The sequence below is a fragment of the Phycisphaerae bacterium genome (assembly GCA_018003015.1).
Taxonomy (GTDB): domain Bacteria; phylum Planctomycetota; class Phycisphaerae; order UBA1845; family PWPN01; genus JAGNEZ01.
Genome location: JAGNEZ010000083.1, coordinates 3,333 through 22,605 on the forward strand (window position 1 = coordinate 3,333; position 19,273 = coordinate 22,605).

Annotated in this window: 15 protein-coding genes; 3 read left to right on the plus strand and 12 right to left on the minus strand. The window is 62.9% G+C overall.

Annotation, left to right across the window (positions count from 1 at the left end):
* From KA354_22425 to KA354_22470, 10 genes are all read right to left on the minus strand, one after another.
* A partial coding sequence (locus KA354_22425) for a chitobiase/beta-hexosaminidase C-terminal domain-containing protein (protein ID MBP7937408.1) occupies positions 1-2,086 on the minus strand: 2,086 nt, incomplete at its 3' end.
* A gap of 840 nt (positions 2,087-2,926) precedes the next feature.
* Entirely contained in the window at positions 2,927-3,652 is a 726-nt protein-coding gene (locus tag KA354_22430) for an EpsI family protein (GenBank protein MBP7937409.1), read from the minus strand.
* 153 nt (positions 3,653-3,805) lie between these two features.
* Positions 3,806-4,804 (minus strand): exosortase/archaeosortase family protein, encoded by a 999-nt coding sequence (locus KA354_22435; protein MBP7937410.1) that lies wholly within the window; start codon positions 4,802-4,804, stop codon positions 3,806-3,808.
* 210 nt (positions 4,805-5,014) lie between these two features.
* A complete protein-coding gene (gene rfbD, locus KA354_22440; protein MBP7937411.1) occupies positions 5,015-5,914 on the minus strand; it encodes a dTDP-4-dehydrorhamnose reductase in 900 nt (299 codons plus the stop codon).
* A gap of 133 nt (positions 5,915-6,047) precedes the next feature.
* Complete coding sequence (rfbB, locus tag KA354_22445) at positions 6,048-7,058, minus strand: dTDP-glucose 4,6-dehydratase (protein MBP7937412.1); 1,011 nt, start codon at positions 7,056-7,058, stop codon at positions 6,048-6,050.
* Entirely contained in the window at positions 7,055-7,837 is a 783-nt protein-coding gene (locus KA354_22450) for an NTP transferase domain-containing protein (GenBank protein ID MBP7937413.1), read from the minus strand. Before KA354_22450 ends, rfbB begins: the two co-directional genes overlap by 4 nt.
* A 2-nt stretch (positions 7,838-7,839) precedes the next feature.
* Positions 7,840-8,295, minus strand: coding sequence for a dTDP-4-dehydrorhamnose 3,5-epimerase family protein (locus KA354_22455; protein ID MBP7937414.1), 456 nt, complete (start codon positions 8,293-8,295; stop codon positions 7,840-7,842).
* A 134-nt stretch (positions 8,296-8,429) separates the two neighbouring features.
* Positions 8,430-9,149, minus strand: a complete 720-nt coding sequence (locus KA354_22460) for a PKD domain-containing protein (protein ID MBP7937415.1) — start codon at positions 9,147-9,149, stop codon at positions 8,430-8,432.
* A 103-nt stretch (positions 9,150-9,252) separates the two neighbouring features.
* On the minus strand, positions 9,253-11,142 hold the full coding sequence (locus KA354_22465) for a sugar transferase (GenBank protein MBP7937416.1): 1,890 nt from the start codon (positions 11,140-11,142) through the stop codon (positions 9,253-9,255).
* 355 nt (positions 11,143-11,497) lie between these two features.
* Positions 11,498-12,565, minus strand: coding sequence for an NDP-sugar synthase (locus KA354_22470; protein MBP7937417.1), 1,068 nt, complete (start codon positions 12,563-12,565; stop codon positions 11,498-11,500).
* Positions 12,566-13,854: 1,289 nt separating this feature from the next.
* Between KA354_22470 and KA354_22475 the strand changes: the two genes are divergently transcribed.
* Together KA354_22475 and KA354_22480 are read left to right on the plus strand one after the other, a co-directional pair.
* Positions 13,855-14,463, plus strand: coding sequence for a hypothetical protein (locus KA354_22475; protein ID MBP7937418.1), 609 nt, complete (start codon positions 13,855-13,857; stop codon positions 14,461-14,463).
* A 341-nt stretch (positions 14,464-14,804) separates the two neighbouring features.
* Positions 14,805-16,058, plus strand: coding sequence for a PEP-CTERM sorting domain-containing protein (locus tag KA354_22480; protein MBP7937419.1), 1,254 nt, complete (start codon positions 14,805-14,807; stop codon positions 16,056-16,058).
* 134 nt (positions 16,059-16,192) lie between these two features.
* Here KA354_22480 and KA354_22485 read toward each other — a convergent pair whose 3' ends face one another.
* Positions 16,193-18,286 (minus strand): S9 family peptidase, encoded by a 2,094-nt coding sequence (locus KA354_22485; protein MBP7937420.1) that lies wholly within the window; start codon positions 18,284-18,286, stop codon positions 16,193-16,195.
* Between the two features lie 219 nt (positions 18,287-18,505).
* On the opposite strand from KA354_22485, the gene KA354_22490 reads away from it, so the two are divergent.
* Entirely contained in the window at positions 18,506-18,697 is a 192-nt protein-coding gene (locus KA354_22490; GenBank protein ID MBP7937421.1) for a hypothetical protein, read from the plus strand.
* 292 nt (positions 18,698-18,989) lie between these two features.
* Here KA354_22490 and KA354_22495 read toward each other — a convergent pair.
* Positions 18,990-19,273, minus strand: a 284-nt coding sequence (locus tag KA354_22495) for a glycoside hydrolase (GenBank protein ID MBP7937422.1), incomplete at its 5' end; no start/stop codon positions are given.

Sequence of the window (19,273 nt, forward strand, 5' to 3'; positions counted from 1 at the left end):
TCGTCGAACTGGCCGTCGGGTCGCTGCCGGTCGTCGTATACCGGATCGTCGCCCCGGCCGTGGAACAGGCCAGCGCCACGGAGACAGAATCCGTATGACTCCCTCCGTTCGGGCTGATCGTCGGCGTTGCAACCGTCACCGGCGAGGGCGTCACCGTGAAGCTGGCCGACGCCAATGCACTGTCCGTGCAGCCACTCTTGAACCCCTTCGCCTTCACCGTGGCACTCGAAGTCAGCGTGACGGGCCCGGTGTAGATCGTCGAACTGGCCGTCGGGTCGCTGCCGGTCGTCGTATACCGGATCGTCGCCCCGGCCGTGGAACAGGCCAGCGCCACGGAGACAGAATCCGTATGACTCCCTCCGTTCGGGCTGATCGTCGGCGTCGCAACCGTCACCGGCGAGGGCGTCACCGTGAAGCTGGCCGACGCCAATGCACTGTCCGTGCAGCCACTCTTGAACGCCTTCGCCTTCACCGTGGCACTCGAAGTCAGCGTGACGGGCCCGGTGTAGATCGTCGAACTGGCTGTCGGGTCGCTGCCGGTCGTCGTATACCGGATCGTCGCCCCGGCCGTGGAACAGGCCAGCGCCACGGAGACAGAATCCGTATGACTCCCTCCGTTCGGGCTGATCGTCGGCGTCGCAACCGTCACCGGCGAGGGCGTCACCGTGAAGCTGGCCGACGCCAATGCACTGTCCGTGCAGCCACTCTTGAACGCCTTCGCCTTCACCCTGGCACTCGAAGTCAGCGTGACGGGCCCGGTGTAGATCGTCGAGCTGCCGGTCGGGTCGCTGCCGGTCGTCGTATACCGGATCGTCGCCCCGGCCGTGGAACAGGCCAGCGCCACGGAGACAGAATCCGTATGACTCCCTCCGTTCGGACTGATCGTCGGCGTTGCAACGGTGGTCGCGACAGCGTCTACCGTCACATACGCCATCCGCGTGTCGTTGCCAAAGCCGTTTGTCACGTTCGTCAAGGTTACCGTGCCGGTGTGACTTCCGGCCGCCAGCTTGCCGGCCTCGACCTGGTCGACCGACACGCTTAGCTGGGCGGGAATGAAGCCTCCCGGATCCAGGAAGCCGCTCGTCGAAGAGAGCGTCAGCCAGGCCACGTTCGCGCTGGCCGACCATTCAATGGCGCTGCCGCCAGGATTGGTCAGCGTGTAAGTCGCCTGGGCCTTGTCCGCCGGTCCGAACGGACCGCCCTGATTGCCTGAGCATGCGATCACATCCGAGGGCGTAATCACGAGTCGGCCGGGTTCCACGGGAGTGTTGCCCGGCGTGGAACTCGTCGGCGGCGTCACCACGACTGATGTCGTCACCGCGTCGCTCGCAATCCTGCTGTCGGCATCGGTGGAGGCCGCAAAAACCCGCGCGGTCAGCTGGGCGGATTTGCGCAAGCTGATGGTGCCGCTGTAAAGTGCTGAGGCCTTGGTGGGAACTGAGCCATCCAGCGTGTACCGAATCTGAAAGTCCTGCGCAGGCTGGGACTCGCAGCTCATCGTTATCATCGCGGACGCGCCGTCCAGGGCCCTCACGACGTTGAGCTTCGGGGGCGGGAAACGCACAATCGTGGTCGTCTTCTCGCTGCAGGCGGTCTGCAGGACGCCGCCTGTAGTGGCCGCCACACAAACGGACACAAGGTAAACACCCGGTTTCGAGAACGAGTGACTGCGACTCAATTCCGGGCCCTCTTCCGTGCTACCATCACCGTACAACCAGGAGAAGACATCACCGGACTGCGTCTGTCCTTCAACAATCGTCGCGCTGTAGCTCACCGGCACCGAAGCATCGACCACGGCTTGGTCGGCCGAAATCGCGATGCTGACCACGTACGGCTGAACTGCCGGGCTCGTGTCCCTCACGAGGACCATCACGGCATCAGAGACGGATGCCGAGCCCGTCGTCAGCGTCAGCGTGAAGACGAGTTCGGTATCCTGGCTCACTTCCGGAGCGGTGAACTGGATCCTGTTGTCGCTGGTCGTCTGCCACGTGAGCGGTGGGCCAGAAAGCTGGGCCCAGCTGTAAACTGTCTCTGCTGTTCCGGTACTCTCCGAACCATCCAGCGTGACCGTGCTTCCCTCATCCATGACCAAGTCGGGGCCTGCGTCCGCACTCACGGTTACACTAGCAGGATCGATCGGCTCGTTACCGGACGGATCCTCGGGGCTCGGCTGCGTACTCGGATTCTGCGGATGGAAGCCGGCAACCTGGTCATCCTGCGCGGAAGGGTTGGGAATGCCACAAGTCTGGCCCAGGCAGCTCAGAAGACACAGACAGCCCAGGGCCAGCCTGGCCGGTCCGCATTCCGCCAATCGCCGGCGAGTGACCTTGCTCGTCCCCCTACGTCCGTATTGGTGGCCACTCCCATAAGCCCTCTTGTTGGATGTAGACCTAACACCCCTGCAGGCTCGCATGCGCGGACCTCCCATCTTGCCGAAAGCACCTAGCTCAACAGAATGGGAGGCTAAGATAAAAAATCAGCTAAGGCAAACCGCAGTCTGTCTCTTGGTGGATGGCAAGGTGGGCAGCTCTACCGGTCCTTCCGCAGCTCCCATTATGTCATCCACTATCGGACGATCATCTTTCAGAAGGAAGCGGGGCATTCACCCGAAAGTCCGAGCACGTGAACGCCTGTGTTGATGTGGCGCCAGCCTTCGTGCTTCCTTCCGCCGCCATCCTCGACATGGTTGACGTTAGCTTCTTCCTCCCACCTCACTCACCCACCTCCACCGATCCCCCTCCGTCACTTCCGCCTGGCACACCTTAGCACTCGCCAGCCCCTGCATCCGGAGACCCGCGCCCCTCTCGCAGCTGATGCCACGCCAGAACAGGGGCCCTCTCCCCTTTCCCTCCAGACAAGACGGCCTGTCCGAAGCGCGCGAACCTGAGGAGATGGACGACCAGATTATCGGTTGTTGGCGTGGACGTCAACCTTTGGCCGCGCCTTCCCCAGAACGCGGCAATATGCCCTCAATCATCGATCCCACCCCGGCCGCAAACCGCTTGATCAACTCCTCTGCCGGACCCGCGCCCTTGACATCCACCAGGGCCGCACTCACCTGGACCTGGGCCACGTAGATGCTCGGATCTCGCGACAGGTTCGGCAAACGCCACTTTGGACCCCAGAAATCAGTCCATTCCGTCGTGTACCGGCCGGCAACGATGTAGTAGTTCAGCACCACCATGGCCTCGCCGTTCGGATCGCTCAGTCCGACGCCCCCGCTACCCCCCCCTTTCCGGGTAAAGCGGTGCACAAGGCACTCCAGCTCCCGCCCGTCAGGCAGGAGCAAATGCTCCTTCCGGGTCTCCGCCGGCACCCAGCCGTGAGCCGGGTAACAGACCTGCGGGCGGTGTCCCAACATCTTGGCCGGCCGAACCGCGAACGCCAGATAGAAGTCCACCACATCCCGGGTCTCGGTATTCACATACCGTCGGTAGACCTGGGCATCATTTCCGGCCACCTCCAGCACCCGCTTGTCCATCGGGACGTCCGTGCCCTGCCACGGGCCAATCTGCATCGGAAACTCGGACAACGGCCTCTTCAGGGCCACCGGTGTCTCATCGGCAGCGATCAACAGCCGCTCTACCCACCGCTGTCCGAAACCGCCGGCCAGCAGGACCCCCAGGGCGACCACCACCGTTACCCGACTCAATCTCTTGGTTGTTCCTTTGTTCTCAGGCATTTAAAACGACCGCTCGGTTCTTGGCTGTCAGTAGTCTGTCGCCTCTGCTTTCGGCGTTTCAACATCCTCTTGCCGGCCGCTCATTCCAGATCTGACTGCCGACCACTGATCGCTGAGTGCTGATCACCCCGAAGCTGCCGGCTTCACTGATACCCACTTCATTCCCCACAACAGGCCGATCAACACCGCAAACGCAAACGGCATCATGGTCAGGCCCGCGAAATCATGGAAGAACTTCTCGCCCACCTCGCTGTTCACCGACTCGTACAGCACGGCGGTGACAATCAATCGAAGCGTGTTGGCCAGCACCGCGACCGGGATCGTAGCCAGGACCAGCACCGCCTTCTGCCACACTGGCCGGTGAATCACGAATGCCAGGGCCGCACCCACCATGATGAACGCGGTCAGCATCCGCAGCCCGCTGCACGCCTCGGCCACCGCGATCGTGTTACCGGCGCTCAGCGTGAGTACGTTGCCGTGTCGCTCGATCAGGTAGCCCAGCAACTCGAGCCCGAAGACCGCAGAGCTGGTCGCGAAACTCTGCATCGGCATCGCCAGCAGGTCATGGATCCGCCGGGGCAGCGGGGCCAGCAGCAGCATGAACGCGAACACCCAAATCAGCCGCCGCGTGATCGGATAGCCCACGGTGAAAAGGGTCAATCCGAAGAGCGCCAGGACGACCGAATACTGCTCGACTGAACCGTAACCCATCAGCACACCGGCCATCCGGGCCAGCTGCGAAACGGCCAGAACGGCCAATCCCCACCAACAAGCCTGCACCGGCAGCTTGGCGAGTTCCGCACGTTGCGACCAGATCACGTACAACGCCACCAGCGGCACGAGCTGACCCGCCGAGTAGTCTTGGTTGATCTGCCACTGGTTCCACAGGGCTGTCAGTGTCGGCCAGTAGCTCCAGACGAAACCCACCGCAAGTACGGCCACCATCGACCATCGGTTGACGTCCCGATTACCACCCACACCGACCACGGCCATTCCCCCACGGCTCTGGCCGCCTTGCCCGTGTCCATGAGGCGCCCCTCCGGAACGGTCCTGCCCCGCCGGAGCATATCCGCCGTGTTTACCGGTCGAACCGGGTCCAGTCTTCGCTGCGCGGGTGCTCATGGTAAAGTCATCAGCATTCGTCGATCGGCAGCCAGCGTTCGGCCGGGGCTTGCCCCTCTCTGCCTGTAATGGACATCAGGAAAAGGCCCGTCCTTCACAGCCCGAAGTTGCGCCGCTGAGTCCCAGGGGATTCTACCAGGAATTCCCATATCTGCAACAAGTGCCCGCAGCCGCCCGTCGTCGGACAGTTCCTCCTACCGTTCTCCCGCCTTATCCTCTCCGCTGCAGCTTCGCCAAACACTCGGCCAGCGCCTCGCGCCAGTCACGCGGCCGAATACCGAACTCCTGCTCCAGGCTATCGGTGCTCAAGACAGAGTACGCCGGCCGCCTCGCCGGGCGCGGAAAGTCGGCCGTCGTCGTCGGCAGCACCCGGCACCGCTTGCCACTCAAACGGACGATCTCGGCCGCAAACTCGAACCACGAGCACGCCCCGGCATTGCAGAAATGACCGGTTCGTGCCCCCACACCCCGCTGACTGCCAATCGCCGGGCGCTCTCCAATCTGCACCAGCGCCTGAGCCAGATCTGCCGCGTACGTCGGCCGCCCCACCTGATCGGTCACCACGCGCAGCTCGTCGCGCTCGCCGGCCAGTTTGAGAATCGTCTTGACGAAGTTCTTGCCTCCCGCGGCAAACAGCCAACTCGTTCGCACGATGGCGTAGTCCGTCAGGATCTCCCGGATCCCCCGTTCGCCTTCCGCCTTGGAACGTCCGTAAACACTCTGCGGATCGACGGGATCCTCCGGCAGGTAGGGCGAGTCCTTGCAGCCATCAAACACGTAGTCCGTGCTCACGTGCACCAGTCGCGCCCCCAGCCGTTGACAAGCCCGGGCGAGATTCGCCGGCCCCTCGGCGTTGACCGCCATGGCCATCGCCCGGTTGCTCTCGCAACCGTCCACATCCGTGTATGCGGCGGCATTGATCACCAGCCGCGGCCGCAACTCGTCCATCACTGCATCCACGCTGGCCGGCTCGGTGATGTCGATTTCCTCGATATCCAAGCCAACCACGCGGCACTCTGCCGATCTGATGCCCTCTTCATGGCGACCGCTGACCACTGACCGCTGATCGCTTCCCCGGCTCGCCGCCCTCATCAGTTCCTGCCCGAGCATTCCCTTCGCGCCGACGACACAAATGAGTGAAGAGCGTTGATTCAAGTCAACGGCTCCATCAGCCGTCGGTGCTTCGGTTTTGGACTCTCGATTTTGCACGCCTTACTGACCGCTGACAGCTAATTGCTGACCGCTATTCCCTCCCATACTGCCGCTCATAATACGCCCTATACTCGCCGCTCTTAATCCGCCGCCACCAGCTCTCGTGCTCGCGATACCAAGCGACGGTGTCGGCCAGCCCCTGCTCGAATGCGACCTGCGGGCGCCAGCCCAGCTCCCGGGCGATCTTTGACGCGTCAATGGCGTATCGGCGATCGTGGCCCGGCCGGTCACGGACGTACTCGATAGAGGAGTCGTCACGGCCCAGCAGCTCGAGCAGCCGACGGGTAATGGCGATGTTGGTCTGCTCGCTGTTGCCGCCGACGTTGTATACTTCGCCGGGCTTGCCCGATTCGATCACCCGCCGGATCGCCCGGCAATGGTCGGAAACGTGGATCCAGTCGCGCACGTTCATGCCGTCGCCGTAGACCGGCACCTTCTTGCCTTCCATCAGGTTGGTGATGAACAGCGGGATCAGCTTCTCCGGGAACTGGAAGGGCCCGTAGTTGTTTGAGCACCGGGTGATGACGACCGGCATGCCATACGTGTGGTGGTAGGAGAGCACCAGCAGATCGGCCGCCGCCTTCGAGGCGCTGTAAGGGCTGTTGGGATGCAACGGCGTCTGCTCGGTGAACAGGCCGGTCGGTCCGAGCGACCCGTAGACTTCGTCCGTCGAGACCTGAAGGTACAACTCCACCTGGTGGGCCCGAGCGGAGTCGAGCAGCACCTGAGTGCCCGCGACGTTGGTCCGAATGAACTCCTGGCAACCCATGATGCTCCGGTCGACGTGGCTCTCAGCCGCGAAATGCACCACCACGTCGATGCCGCCGGCCAGTACGCTCTCCACTGCCTTGGGGTCGCAGATGTCGCCCTTGACGAACTGGAGCCGGGGCTGCTTGAGCAGTCCCTCGAGGTTTTCCAGGTTGCCGGCGTAGGTCAGCTGATCGAAGGCAACCACCCGGACATCTGGGCACTCTTCGATCACCTGCCGGACGAAGTTCGTGCCAATGAACCCCGCGGCCCCCGTCACCAGGTAGTTCTTCATGCCAGGGCCCCCGCGGCAGTCAACTTCCCAGCACTTTCTTCAACTTCGTCGTCGGTCCGGTTCGCTCCCCCCTGGGCGACCAGGTTCGTCGCCTTCAGCAGGGAGTCGAACGTGCCCGCATCTGTCCACCAGCCGTCCAGGATCTCATAGGTCATCGTACCCTGGGCGATGTAAGCGTTGTTGACGTCGGTGATCTCCAGTTCGCCCCGCCCCGAGGGCTTGAGCGTCTTGATGATCTCAAACACCTGGGCATCGAACATGTAGATGCCGATCACCGCGTAGTTGCTCTTCGGGTTCGACGGCTTCTCCTCGATACTGACCACCGAGTTACCCTTGATCTCCGCCACCCCGAATCGCTCGGGGTCCTCTACTTGTTTGAGCAGGATCTTGGCCCCGCGCCGCTGGGTGAAGAAGTCCCCCACCGCCTTGCGAATGCTCTTCTCAATGATGTTGTCGCCCAGGACCACCACGATCTTGTCGCCGTCGGCAAAGTGTTCCGCCAGCCGCAGGGCATCGGCGATCCCGCCCTCTCCCTTCTGATAGGTGTAGTGAATGTCCTCCAGCCCGAAGTCCGACCCGTTACCCAGCAGCTTCAGGAAGTCGCCCGCGCTATCACCGCCGGTCACGACCATGATGTCCCGAATCCCGGCATTCACCAGGCACTCGATGGGATAGTGGATCATCGGCCTGTTGTAGACCGGCAGCAGGTGTTTGTTGGTCACCCGCGTGAGCGGCATCAATCGCGTGCCCAGTCCTCCGGCAAGGATAACGCCCTTCATGCTCAGCCGTCCTTTCTAGCCCAGTTGTAGGGGATGTCGTTGCGGTGTGGATCGACCCGATATTCGTCCGGCTCCTTGTAGTGGTAGACCTCGGTCACCGTGTTCACCACCACCGCCTCGGTCTCGCTGATGCACTTGAAGCCGTGGTAGACCATCGGCGGAATCTGCAGCAGGATGGGATTGTGCGGCCCCATGAAGAACTCGTTGACTTCACCGTGGGTCGGCGAGCCCTCGCGCGAGTCATAAAGCACGACTTTCATCATGCCCTTGACCACTACGAAGTGGTCCCACTGCTTGCGGTGGTAGTGCCATGCCTTGACCACGCCGGGGTAGGCAGAGGTCAGATAGACCTGCCCGAACCCCTTAAAGCACTCGTCGTCGCTGCGCAGCATCTCCATCAGCCGCCCGCGCTCGTCGCACATCACGCGCAGTTTCTTGACCGTCACGTCCTTGATCATCGGGGGTTCCTCATGGAGAAGCCATCGCCGGTCGATCATCAGCTGTCCGCGGAAAGCGATCGGCGTCCGGCGTTCGTCTCTCCTACTCCTGCTTTCTGATCGCTGACCGCTAACCGCTCACTGCCGACCGCTACTCAATGCACAATCACCGTCACCGTGCTCGTTGCGCTCTTCTCGCTGTCGGTCGCTTCGAGCTGAAAAACGTAGGTTCCAGCCTGGGTGAATGTTGCAGAGGTGAACAGGGCGTGGCTGTCTCCGAAGGTCACGGCCGCGGGACCGCTGACCAGGGTCCAGGTCGTCGTCACCGTACTGCCCGCCGGCAATCCGTCGTCGATCACCGCGCCGTTGAGATCGACATAGGCCTGCTGAGCCAACGTGATGCTCGCATTCGCGCCGGCGCTGACCGTCGGGGCCACATTCGCAGGGGTGATGCGGGTCATCGTCCAGGTGATGCCGTGCCCGGCCATGACCAGCGTGTTGGCGTCGGCCAGCAGTCCCTTGACGTCGTACACACTCCCGTCGCTGAAGATCTGCCGGCCGGTGAACGAGTCGCCCGTGGCTTCGGGGATCACCAGAACGGGATCACCTACTTGCCGGAACAGCGAGTTGGAGAGGGTGAGCACCCCGGTCCGGTTGGTGATCTGAACCGCATAGACGTGCACCGAGCTGATCCACTCGCCATCGAATGTGTCGATCACCGGTGCGGTCGCGAGTTCATCCTCCAGACCGAGATACAGGAAGTATTCGCTCACCGCCCCCACATCGAACGAAGGCACGCAACCGCCCGAACCGAAGGCGGCCGCAAGCAAGACCAGCACAAGTCGAAACCGTCCATGGATTGAGAAGCTGCGCATTTGTTTCTCCAGGAGGAATTGAGGGTGTCTGACATCTCGTCGAGGAACCGGCATCCATCCTGCCGGACTCAGAATTCTCGTTGTCGAGGCAAGCAGCAGGCCGTCACCCCGCCGCCGACTCGACCTCCGTCCGCGCCCCCTCGCCGGTCTCCCCGTAGCCATTTTCCGCCTCCGACCGCGCCTCGGCGGAGCCTGCGGAAACCTGAACACGGGCAGTCGATCGCTGATCGCCGGCCGCCGGCCGCTGACCGGCGCCGTTCCCCGGCTTTGCCTCGCCAATCAGGCGCGACAACGGCACGCGCTTCTTCCCACCCTTGGTGATAACGGTGTAGAACAGGATCTTCAGATCCAGCCAGAAGGAGAGGTTCCTGACATACGCCATGTCGTAGTAGATCCACTCATGGAAATCGCCTTCTTCGCCCCGCCGCCTGCACAACTGCCACAGGCCGGTCACTCCCGGCCGGACGGACAGTCGCGCTCTCCGCCAGGGCACACAGATCTGGTTCTCACGGAACGGCGATGGCCGGGGACCCACCAGGCTCATGTGCCCCAGCAGAACGTTGATCAGTTGGGGGAGTTCGTCAATGTTGGCGTGCCGCAGCAACCGCCCCAGCGGAGTGATGCGCGGGTCGTCGGCCATCTTGAACTGAGGGCCGTCAACCTCGTTCCTTTCATACAGTTCTCTCTGGATCTTGTGGGCGTCGGCCCGCATCGTACGGAACTTCAGGCAGGGGAAGTCCCGGCCGTTCCTTTGCTCGCGGTGGTGAACGAAGAACACCGGACCCGCCGAGGTCGCTTTCACCAGCACGGCGGTCAGCAGCAGCAGCGGCGACAGGGCGACCAAGCCGACCGACGAAAGGACCACGTCCACGATCCGCTTGACGGCCAGCTGCATCCGTCGACGACGATCCAGTCGGACTCTCACTGGTCTGAGCAACGTTCCGTTGGTGCCCATCCGGGCTCCACCCCGAATGCTCCGCGGAACAACAAACGTCCCGATCGCCGAAGAGGCATCTTCGCTCGCGCCGTCGTGACGCCCGCTGACCACTCTCTGGGTCACCCCACAGTCGGCCACAATCTCCGCTTCACGTCCGACCATGGCCTGCGAGACCACCGCCCGCCTGCAGATCCTCGCTCCCCGGCCGATCAGGCCGGGACCGATCACCGTCGCGCCCTCGTCAATCACCGCATCGTGCTGCACGATCAACGGGCCGACCAGACTGGCCGACGGGTGAATCCGGCAACCTCTCCCCACCAGGACATCCGGCTTGGCCACGGAGTAGCCGTCCGGCACAGGCTCGCTGAGCACCTGCTGCACCATGCTCTCACCGAGAGCGAGAATCCCGCACTCGTCACCGAGATCGTGAACATCCGAGCGCACCGGGAGGTCCTGAGTGAACACGCCCTTGGCGGCCAGCGCCGCTCTTAGCTCGGCCAGCGAGACGAACCGTACATCCCGCAGCGACTGCGCCGGAACGATCGAAACAAAAACGCCGGTCGACTGAACCTCCGGCCAGCTCATCCGATTGTACAGGCGCCGAACTCGCTTGACCTTGCCCTGCCGATCTCGCTCCACAACCTCACGGGTCCGCTCCGGATCCTCGCCGATCGCGACCGCATGCGTGGCCCCTCGGTACCGCCGCCCACGGCGCATGAGCTCCGCAAGATCATAGCCGGCCGTGGGCCATCGTCGCGGGTCAACCATGAACAGGAAGTCCGAGGTCTCCGACCTCTCGGCGATATCGTTGAGTTCCTCGAGACCTACGACCTCGATCCGGCCGGATGCACTCCCCTTCAATCGAGACTCGTACCCATCGATCGGCGAACGGTTGGCGTAAACCAGGGTGCTGCTGCTTCCACAGCCCTCCAAACCGCTGAGCAGGTAGTCCAGAACCGACCCGGTGCCGAAGGGCAGCGTCAACAGCGTGTCCCGGGCATTCCCGTTTCCACACAAGGGCAATCGTGAATCGAGAAGGACAGGTATCAGATGCACGGAGTCACCCAGTCCGCTGAAAGATGGCAGCGGTCGTTTGTGAGGAAACCGATCGGGGCCCTCAAGTACGAGCGGTGTCGAATGGTCACGATAATAGACGTTCCGCGACACGACGAACCCGGTCGATCCCCCCAGGCCATCGAGACTTGATTCAGAGGGTGTCCTGAAGTCAGCACGACAACTGCGAGTCTGCCTCCCTCCCCATCACCTCCCGGCTGCCGGCCCACCCTCCCAGGTCGACATCCAGATTCCAGGACAGACTCTACGACAGCTATCGATCCCCCCGCCTCCCCAGCAACCCATGGCCCTCCGCAGGCCACGGTCCGCTCGCTCAGCCCTCTCCCCACACCGCAACTCACCCGGCGGCGGCAAAACCAACACCCATGCCTGTCGGCCGGGGCTCACCGCCCATCTCGCCCCAGTATGCCACCTCCCTGGACGAGACGCTTCGGTCCGTGACCGATACGCCGAGAACCGTTCCCCGAACAGTATCACCCGACTCAACCTTGGCTTGGTCCACCAGGATCGACTGGATCACGAAGGCCTGCGGGCCGACGATGCAGCCCGACCAGATCATCGAGCCCGATACCACCGCGTTGCGGCAAACCCTCGCCCCCTGCCCGATCGTGGCAGGGCCCACGACCGTCGCCGCCGCCTCGATCCTGCAGTTCGGTCCCACCACCACCGCGCCCACCAAGCGGGCACTGGCGGCCACCTCGGCCGACCGGTGAACCAGCGATTGACCCACGCGCAGATACTCGTCCGAAATCGCGTCCGATCGAAGCGAACGCTGGAGGGCCCAGTTGCACGCCGCCACATAGGACGCCGCATCGACCACGCGCAGCGTCGCATCCCGATCCACGACGTAGGGAATCACGCGCGCCCCGGACTCATACAGCCGCGGAATCCACACTTCCTTGATGTCTTGATAGCCCCGTTCAGGAATGTATGCCAATGCCGTACGTGACACAACGTAAATGCCGACCGGCTCCAGTTTGGCCTCCCGGCCACCCTCCATTCGCCCTCTCGGGTCGCTGACCACCATCGTCACCGCGGCCCCGGAAGCATCATGAGCCTCGATGAGCGCCGCCAAGTCGAATTGTGGGATCAGGGCCCCGTCGAGAACGACGAACGTGTCGGCCCCGCACTTGGCCGCCGCATCCAACAGGCAACCCGCAGGACCGCGCGGCATGACGTCTTCTACATACGTCAAACGAAGCCCCAGACGCTCACCCGACGCGAGGCAACTCTGGAACGCGGGCGTGTCACTGTTCGCGCAAATGCTCGACTCGGTGATTCCACCCGAACAAAGCCATTCAAGAATATAGGAAACCAACGGCCGACCAACCACTGGCAGGAGGGGGCGGGCACATACCTGCTCAAGGGGTGATTCGCCCCACGCATGTACACCCGCAAGAATCACACCTCTCCGAGCTTCTGGCCGGCCGCCCAGCGATCGAACGCGAGCTACCGGCTCATCCAAGTCGGAGCGCACTGGACCGAACTGTCGATCCTCAAACCCCGCCACTTCCCGATCCTTCCTCTCACACCGTTGCCGGCTCTCATCCACGCCGACCGGTGCTGCTTCCCGAGATTATTGCATCTCTCTTACCCCGAGGCAAATCGATAATCACCGTAGCAGTTCAATCCTAGATGCAATCATACCATTCAGCCGCCGTGCAGTCAACAGGATGCTCCGATTCTGCGCCCCTTCCCGGACGATTCGAGTTACCGCCCTCTGTGCGAGGAGCCTGGCAATCACACCGTCTACAAGCTTTCATCGCGGCCCTCCCTCCCATCCCTGACTAGACTCCGTCCCCGTCGGCTGCAGGCCTGCCTGGCCTTAAGCCCACTTAACCCAGAAGCTTATGACCTGGACCACCGACAAGCCGTCGGCGCATCGCCTCGGTCGTCCAGCACTGGCCGGCGGTCAGGACGACCTCACCCGGCATCACCGGCCAGAGCCCCTGGCTGCACGCCAATCGTCGCCACGCCACAGCCCAGCCACCACCGCGTCCCCACCGACAACCCTCCTTACCACACGGTTCGCCCGACGACACGAAAAACACTTTCACTTCATACCGGACGGATACCGGACGGCATCGGCCAGGCGGCTTCACATTTTGTCGTCATTCTAAGCCTCAAAGACGAGCTAGTTTAGCAGCGAACCAGCATCAGACACCGTTGAACTGACGAGTATGATCCAGGGTCTTTTCCAGGTTCGGCGACCCGAGACCCTGGCCTGGCCCGACACCCTTGCCTCATACTCCAAGCCCGCGTCATCTAACCGCCAGCGGCCTGCCTCACCCACCAGACCATAACCTCCGGCATTGTCCACGACACGATCGAAACCGATAATAGATCGACCCAACCAAAGGTCAAGTCGCCTCGCGAATCTGCACAACCCCCTTGCCCTCAGTTGAGTTATCGCCCTTATCTTGGCCGCGAGCCCAGCGCCCCATACACGAATCACGCCGCGCCAAGCTCCTAGCTCTGCAACGAAGTCCACGCCGAGTGACGGAAGCCCGCCAGACAGCATTACCGCTCTTGTTCTAACTCCCGCAAGAATCGGAGGAAAAGCGAGAAAAAAGCCCGCGGGCCCTTGACCGCATCTCCAGGTTCGGCTACAGTGGAGAAGTTCAGAGTCGGGGGGGCAGTTGAGTCTGGCGCGATCGCCTGAGAATCGCTGCCGAAGTAGACGGGAGACCGGGAATGAGGTTCTTTAAACCAGCAAGTGTTGTTATCGTGTTGCTGAGCGCCCCCTTCGCGTTTGGCGATCTGACACGCATGACGCTGCAGCCGATTGGCTCACCTCGGTTCACCAATAGCATCACGCAGAGCGCGTTTGCTACCGGCGGGGCACGCTACATCGGCATGCACGTGATCACCGCCAATAGCCACATCCAGAGCGTGGACAAGTCCTTCGTTCCCAGCTCAGACGCCTACGCCGGCGGTAAGCTCACGGATGGCTGGTGGATGCTGGGCCAGTCCGGCGCCTTCACAGCCACCTTTGAGACCGCGGGCGGCGCGGGCAAGCCCAGTGACTACACCGGGTTGACGATCCAGGTCGCGACGGCCGATGCGAATTTCAATCTGACCGGCGCTCTCACTCTCTGCTACACGGGCGGAGAGGCGCCGGGTCTGGACTGGTCCAAGTGGGGAAGTGGCTGGTACGTTTCGAACCAGAACGCTGGCTACTGCGGCACCAAGCTCTACGGCAAGCCGACCGAGGCTTCGCCCGTCGTACCAGCCCCCGGCGCGGTCGTTTTGGCCGCCATGGGCCTCGGGCTTTGCGGGTTCCGAAAAGTCCGAGAAAGCTGATACCCGATCAACATGAGCGACAGACAACACGCGGGCCGGCCAATCGAATGTGGTCGGCCCGCTTTGTCTGCGCGACCCGCGTCGCTTCGCGTCTCCCGAAGCCGCCGGTTGGCCCAATCGGGAACGCACCGCGAGGGTCAGACGAACGACCGTCAATAAAGGATTTGATTCGAGGCCGATGCGGGAGAATAATCCAAGACAGGGTATTCCCTGGCAGCCGTCACCAGTTATCGAGCCTCGGGCGTGAGCTCGGCATGGTTGAACGAGCGCCAGCCGTGGAGTGTCGCGACGTACGGTATTCCCCTTGAGACAAAACGGGGGCAACAGGAGAGGAAGGACCCATGAGACACAGTATCCCAGGCCTAGTCCTGGTAGCCGTCTTCCCGCTGGTCGCTCTTGGCGGCGCCAGCTTCACCGGCCTCGGCGATTTACCTGAAGGAAACTACGAGAGCACGGCTCACGGCATCGCTGCGGACGGCAGCGTGGTGGTCGGCTCAAGCGTATCAGCGTCCGGCATCGAGGCCTTCCGGTGGCAGAACGGCACCATGACCGGGCTTGGCGATCTCGCCGGGGGCGTCTTCGAGAGCATCGCCCGAGCCGTGTCGAACGACGGCGCAATCGTGGTCGGATCGGCTCAGTCGCCCACCGGCCTGGAAGCTGTTCGCTGGCAGGAAGGGGCGATCGTCGGCCTGGGACACCTTTCGGGCGGCACTGCAAGCGAGGCACTGGACATCTCCGCCGACGGTTCGGTGATCGTCGGGTGGGGCACATCGCCGGTCGGCGATGAAGCCGTCCGTTGGCAGGCCAACACGATCATCGGGCTCGGTGACATCCCCGGTGGAGCGTTCAACAGCCGGGCGTACGCTGTATCCGCCGACGGGAGTGTCATCGTAGGGCGAGGCCAACCGAATGGTGATGAGGAACCCGCTCGCTGGGTGGGGGACACGGTCACCGCATTAGGTTACCTGACGACACCCGGCTACCTGGGCTCATGCTTGGCGGTCACCCCGGACGGCACCATGGCCGTCGGGTACAGCTGGTCCGCCGACGGCATTGAGGCGTTCCATTGGCAGGCCGGCATCATGACCGGACTCGGCTTTCTGCCCGAGGGCGCTTTCAGCCAGGCGATGGACATATCAGCGGACGGTTCGATCATCGTCGGCTCCAGCGATTCGCTGGAAGGCAGCCGCGCGGTGATCTGGGACGTGGGCGGGATTCACGACTTGAAAGACGTGTTGACCCAGCAATTCCATCTCGACCTGGGTACCTGGCAACTCGAAGAGGCGATCGCCGTTTCTGACGACGGCCGGGAAATCGCCGGAAACGGAGTCAACCCGGACGGTAACCGCGAGGCGTGGATCGTCCACCTGCCGCCGATCGTCAAGGCTGACTTCGACCGCGACGGCGACGTGGACGCCGACGACCTCACCCTGCTCCGTGCGTGCTTCAGCGGGCCGTTCATGCCGCTCTCCGATCCATCCACGTGCGGCACTCGGGACCTCGATGAGGACAGCGATGTGGATCAGGTCGATTTCGGTCTCTTCCAGCATTGCTTCAGCGGGACCGGCATCGATCCGGATCCTAAGTGCGAGTGACCCGCGCCTCGAGAGGTCGAAGCCTACTGGGGACCAAGCCGTAAACCGATTGAAACCGGCGTCGCGGCCTGGCCGCCCAACACGGATCACCAACCGCCGCAGCAAGCCGCCGCGGCAACCCAAACGCGGGTGACTCATCTGCCCAGCGCCGCCAGCAGAAACGCCCACCGATCCGCGGTCTCGTTGATAATCTTGTCCGTGGGCTTGCCGGCTCCGTGCCCCGCACGGGTCTCGACCCGAAGCAGGATGGGATTCGGTCCAACCTGTGCTGCTTGGAGAGCCGCCGCGAACTTGAAGCTGTGGCAAGGCACGACCCGGTCATCATGGTCGCCGGTCGTGATCAGCGTGGCCGGATACTGTGTGCCCGGGCGAATGTTGTGCAGCGGACTGTACGCGTACAGCACCTTGAACATCTCGGGATCATCGGCGCTTCCATAGTCGGAAACCCACCCCCACCCAATCGTGAAGCGGTGGAACCGCAGCATGTCCATCACGCCCACTGCGGGCAGGGCCGCACCGAACAAGTCCGGCCGCTGGGTGATAACCGCCCCAACCAGAAGACCACCGTTGCTTCCTCCAGCAACTGCCAGCCTCTTCGGGCTCGTGTAGCGACCGTCGATCAGCCACTGACTCGCGGCAATACAGTCGTCAAAGCAGTTCTGCTTGTTCTTCAGCCGACCGGCGTCGTGCCACTCTCGCCCGTACTCGCCGCCGCCGCGGAGATTGACCAGAGCGAACACACCGCCCAGTTCCATCCACACCAGGTTGGCGGGCGAGAAATACGGCGTGAGCGAGATATCGAAGCCGCCATAGCCGGTGAGCAGCGTCGGATTCAGCCCGTCGAGCTTCAGTCCCTTCCGGTGGACGATAAACATGGGAACACGGGTGCCATCCTTGCTGGTAACGAAAACCTGCTTCGAGCAGTAGTCCGCCGGTTTGAAGTCCACCTGAGGAGCCCTGAAAACCTCGTTGCGGCAGTCGCGCACGTCATGCCGATAGATGGTCGTCGGAGTCGTGAACTCGCCAAACGAGTAGAACAACTCCGGCGACGAGCGGCGCCCGGACAGCCCCCCCGCCGTACCCATGCCCGGCAGCGCGAGATCACGGGCGAAACGACCCTGGAGGTCAAACAACCTGACCTGCGAATGGGCGTCCTGCAAATAGACAGTCACGAATGCGTCGCCCACAACAGCCACATCCTGCAAGGTCTGGGCAGCTTGCGGAATCAGCTCCCGCCAGTTCCTCCGCTCCGGCTGGCGGATGTCCACGGCGATAACCCGTCCACGCGGAGCATCCAGGTCGGTGAAGAACCAGAACACCGGCCCTTCGTTGTCGATAAAGCGGTACTGGGCGTCGAATCCGTCCAGCAACCGGACAACCTCGCCGCCGTTAGCCCGCAAATCGAGATAGTACACACGGTTCTTCGTCTCGGTACCCTGCGAGACCGTGATGATCAGGTAGCGACCATCATCCGTGACCGAACCGCTGAATCCCCACTCCTTTTGGTCGGGACGATGGTAGATCAGGCGGTCCTCCGACTGGGGCGTTCCCAAACGGTGGTAATACAGCTTCTGGAAGTAATTGACGCCTTTGAGCTCCTGGCCGCCGGCGGGCTCGTCATACCGGCTGTAGTAAAATCCCTGAGCATCCTTGGTCCAGGAAGCTCCGGAGAACTTCACCCACTTGATATGATCGGGCAGCTTCTCGCCCGTATCCACACGGCAGACACTGAACTCGATCCAGTCGGATCCGCCGGACGCAGTACCGTAGACCAGGAGCTTGCCGTCCTCGCTCACCTCCCAGCCGGCCAAGGCGACGGTCGCGTCGGCGAACATCTTGTTCGGATCCAGCAGGACCCGCGGGGCGGCGGTCAGCGAGTCCGCGACGCAGAGAGACGACTGATTCTGCAGGCCGTTGTTGTACAGAAAGAAATACCGCCCACCCCGATTCACCGGAACGCCGAAACGCTCGTAATCCCACAATCTCGTGAGCCGCTGCTTGATCTCGTCACGACGGGGCAGCCTGGACAAGTAGGCGCGCGACACTTTGTTCTGGGCGTCGATCCACTCCCTGACGGCCGGCGATTCAATCTCCTCCAGCCAGCGATAGGGATCAGCCACCTTGGTCCCGTGGTAGTCGTCCACCACATCCTGGGTCTTCGTCGGCGGGTACGTCAACCGGACGAACGGCGACAGCGGCCCGGTTGTGCATCCGAGACCCGCCACCATCACCAGGGCCAGGCAGAAACCGAGCTCCTTCCGAAACGCACACATCATGAGAACCTCCATCCAATCGCAGAAACCGCCGTCAGCCTACCCGAAAAGCGCTCCCGGGCAATAGGCCTGCGTCCGGTAAGCCGGTCTCGCCGAGGCCGGGCCTGCCTTTCCCCCCAGCCACAACCCGACTATGATCTAGCTGGGCAAGCTCGCCCGAAGGCAGGTGAACCCATGCGAATGACACCCGAACAACGAGCGTGGCTCGTGGAACAGCAGCGCGACCTGAAACGCGAACTCGACGCACTGGTCTCGGGTACGTCGACGCTCACCTACGCCGACAAGAACGAGCGGCGAATCGATCTTGTCGCCGAACTGGACGAGATCGACCGGCAGCTGCGCGAGGACGAGGACTCGACCGCATAGGCTGACTTCCATCGCCCGAGCGCACAAGGGCGGCGAACCGTTGCAGGCCGGATCCCCAACCGAGCGAACCTACCGGCAAGTATCCGCCCCCGTGAATCACACCCGACGTGCCTCCGGACCGACATCGGTCCGCAAATCCACCCGTTCGACGCCGGGAGGAGAGGAGCGATGGCGGGCAGTTGTCTCAGCGCGAAAGGGGAAGCGGAGAGCACCCCCATCGATCGCCGACGACGACAGGCAGAACGGCGTCCGTCTCAGATGCCGGACGTACTGGTGCACCACAAGCGGTGATTCATCGGGGCCGAGTGGCAGGTTGGCTGCCCGCCGGACGAACTCGGCCGGGGGAATCCAACCGCACCCGCAGTACTCCGGGCTTCTCCTGCCAGGGAGCCTTGCCGTCGCTGCCGAAGTAGGTCGACCACCAGTCCCCTACCTCGTCCCTGAAGAACACGTTATGCCCGCCGTGCGGAATGGCCTCGTAGCGACGACCGTAGGGCCCGTAGATCCTGTCGGCCGTGGCGATGACGCAACTGTACCGACCGTCCCATTGCTCGGCACAGGACAGATAGTACTCCC

Bases quoted from the DNA above. Each gene is read 5' to 3' on its own strand.
- KA354_22475 (MBP7937418.1), top strand. From the start codon at position 13,855: ATGAGGTTCTTTAAACCAGCAAGTGTTGTTATCGTGTTGCTGAGCGCC.
- KA354_22450 (MBP7937413.1), bottom strand. From the start codon at position 7,837: ATGAAGGGCGTTATCCTTGCCGGAGGACTGGGCACGCGATTGATGCCG.
- KA354_22435 (MBP7937410.1), bottom strand. From the start codon at position 4,804: ATGAGCACCCGCGCAGCGAAGACTGGACCCGGTTCGACCGGTAAACAC.
- KA354_22485 (MBP7937420.1), bottom strand. From the start codon at position 18,286: ATGGTGGCGGGTCTCGGATGCACAACCGGGCCGCTGTCGCCGTTCGTC.
- KA354_22455 (MBP7937414.1), bottom strand. From the start codon at position 8,295: ATGATCAAGGACGTGACGGTCAAGAAACTGCGCGTGATGTGCGACGAG.
- KA354_22480 (MBP7937419.1), top strand. From the start codon at position 14,805: ATGAGACACAGTATCCCAGGCCTAGTCCTGGTAGCCGTCTTCCCGCTG.
- rfbB (MBP7937412.1), bottom strand. From the start codon at position 7,058: ATGAAGAACTACCTGGTGACGGGGGCCGCGGGGTTCATTGGCACGAAC.
- rfbD (MBP7937411.1), bottom strand. From the start codon at position 5,914: ATGCTCGGGCAGGAACTGATGAGGGCGGCGAGCCGGGGAAGCGATCAG.
- KA354_22460 (MBP7937415.1), bottom strand. From the start codon at position 9,149: ATGCGCAGCTTCTCAATCCATGGACGGTTTCGACTTGTGCTGGTCTTG.
- KA354_22490 (MBP7937421.1), top strand. From the start codon at position 18,506: ATGCGAATGACACCCGAACAACGAGCGTGGCTCGTGGAACAGCAGCGC.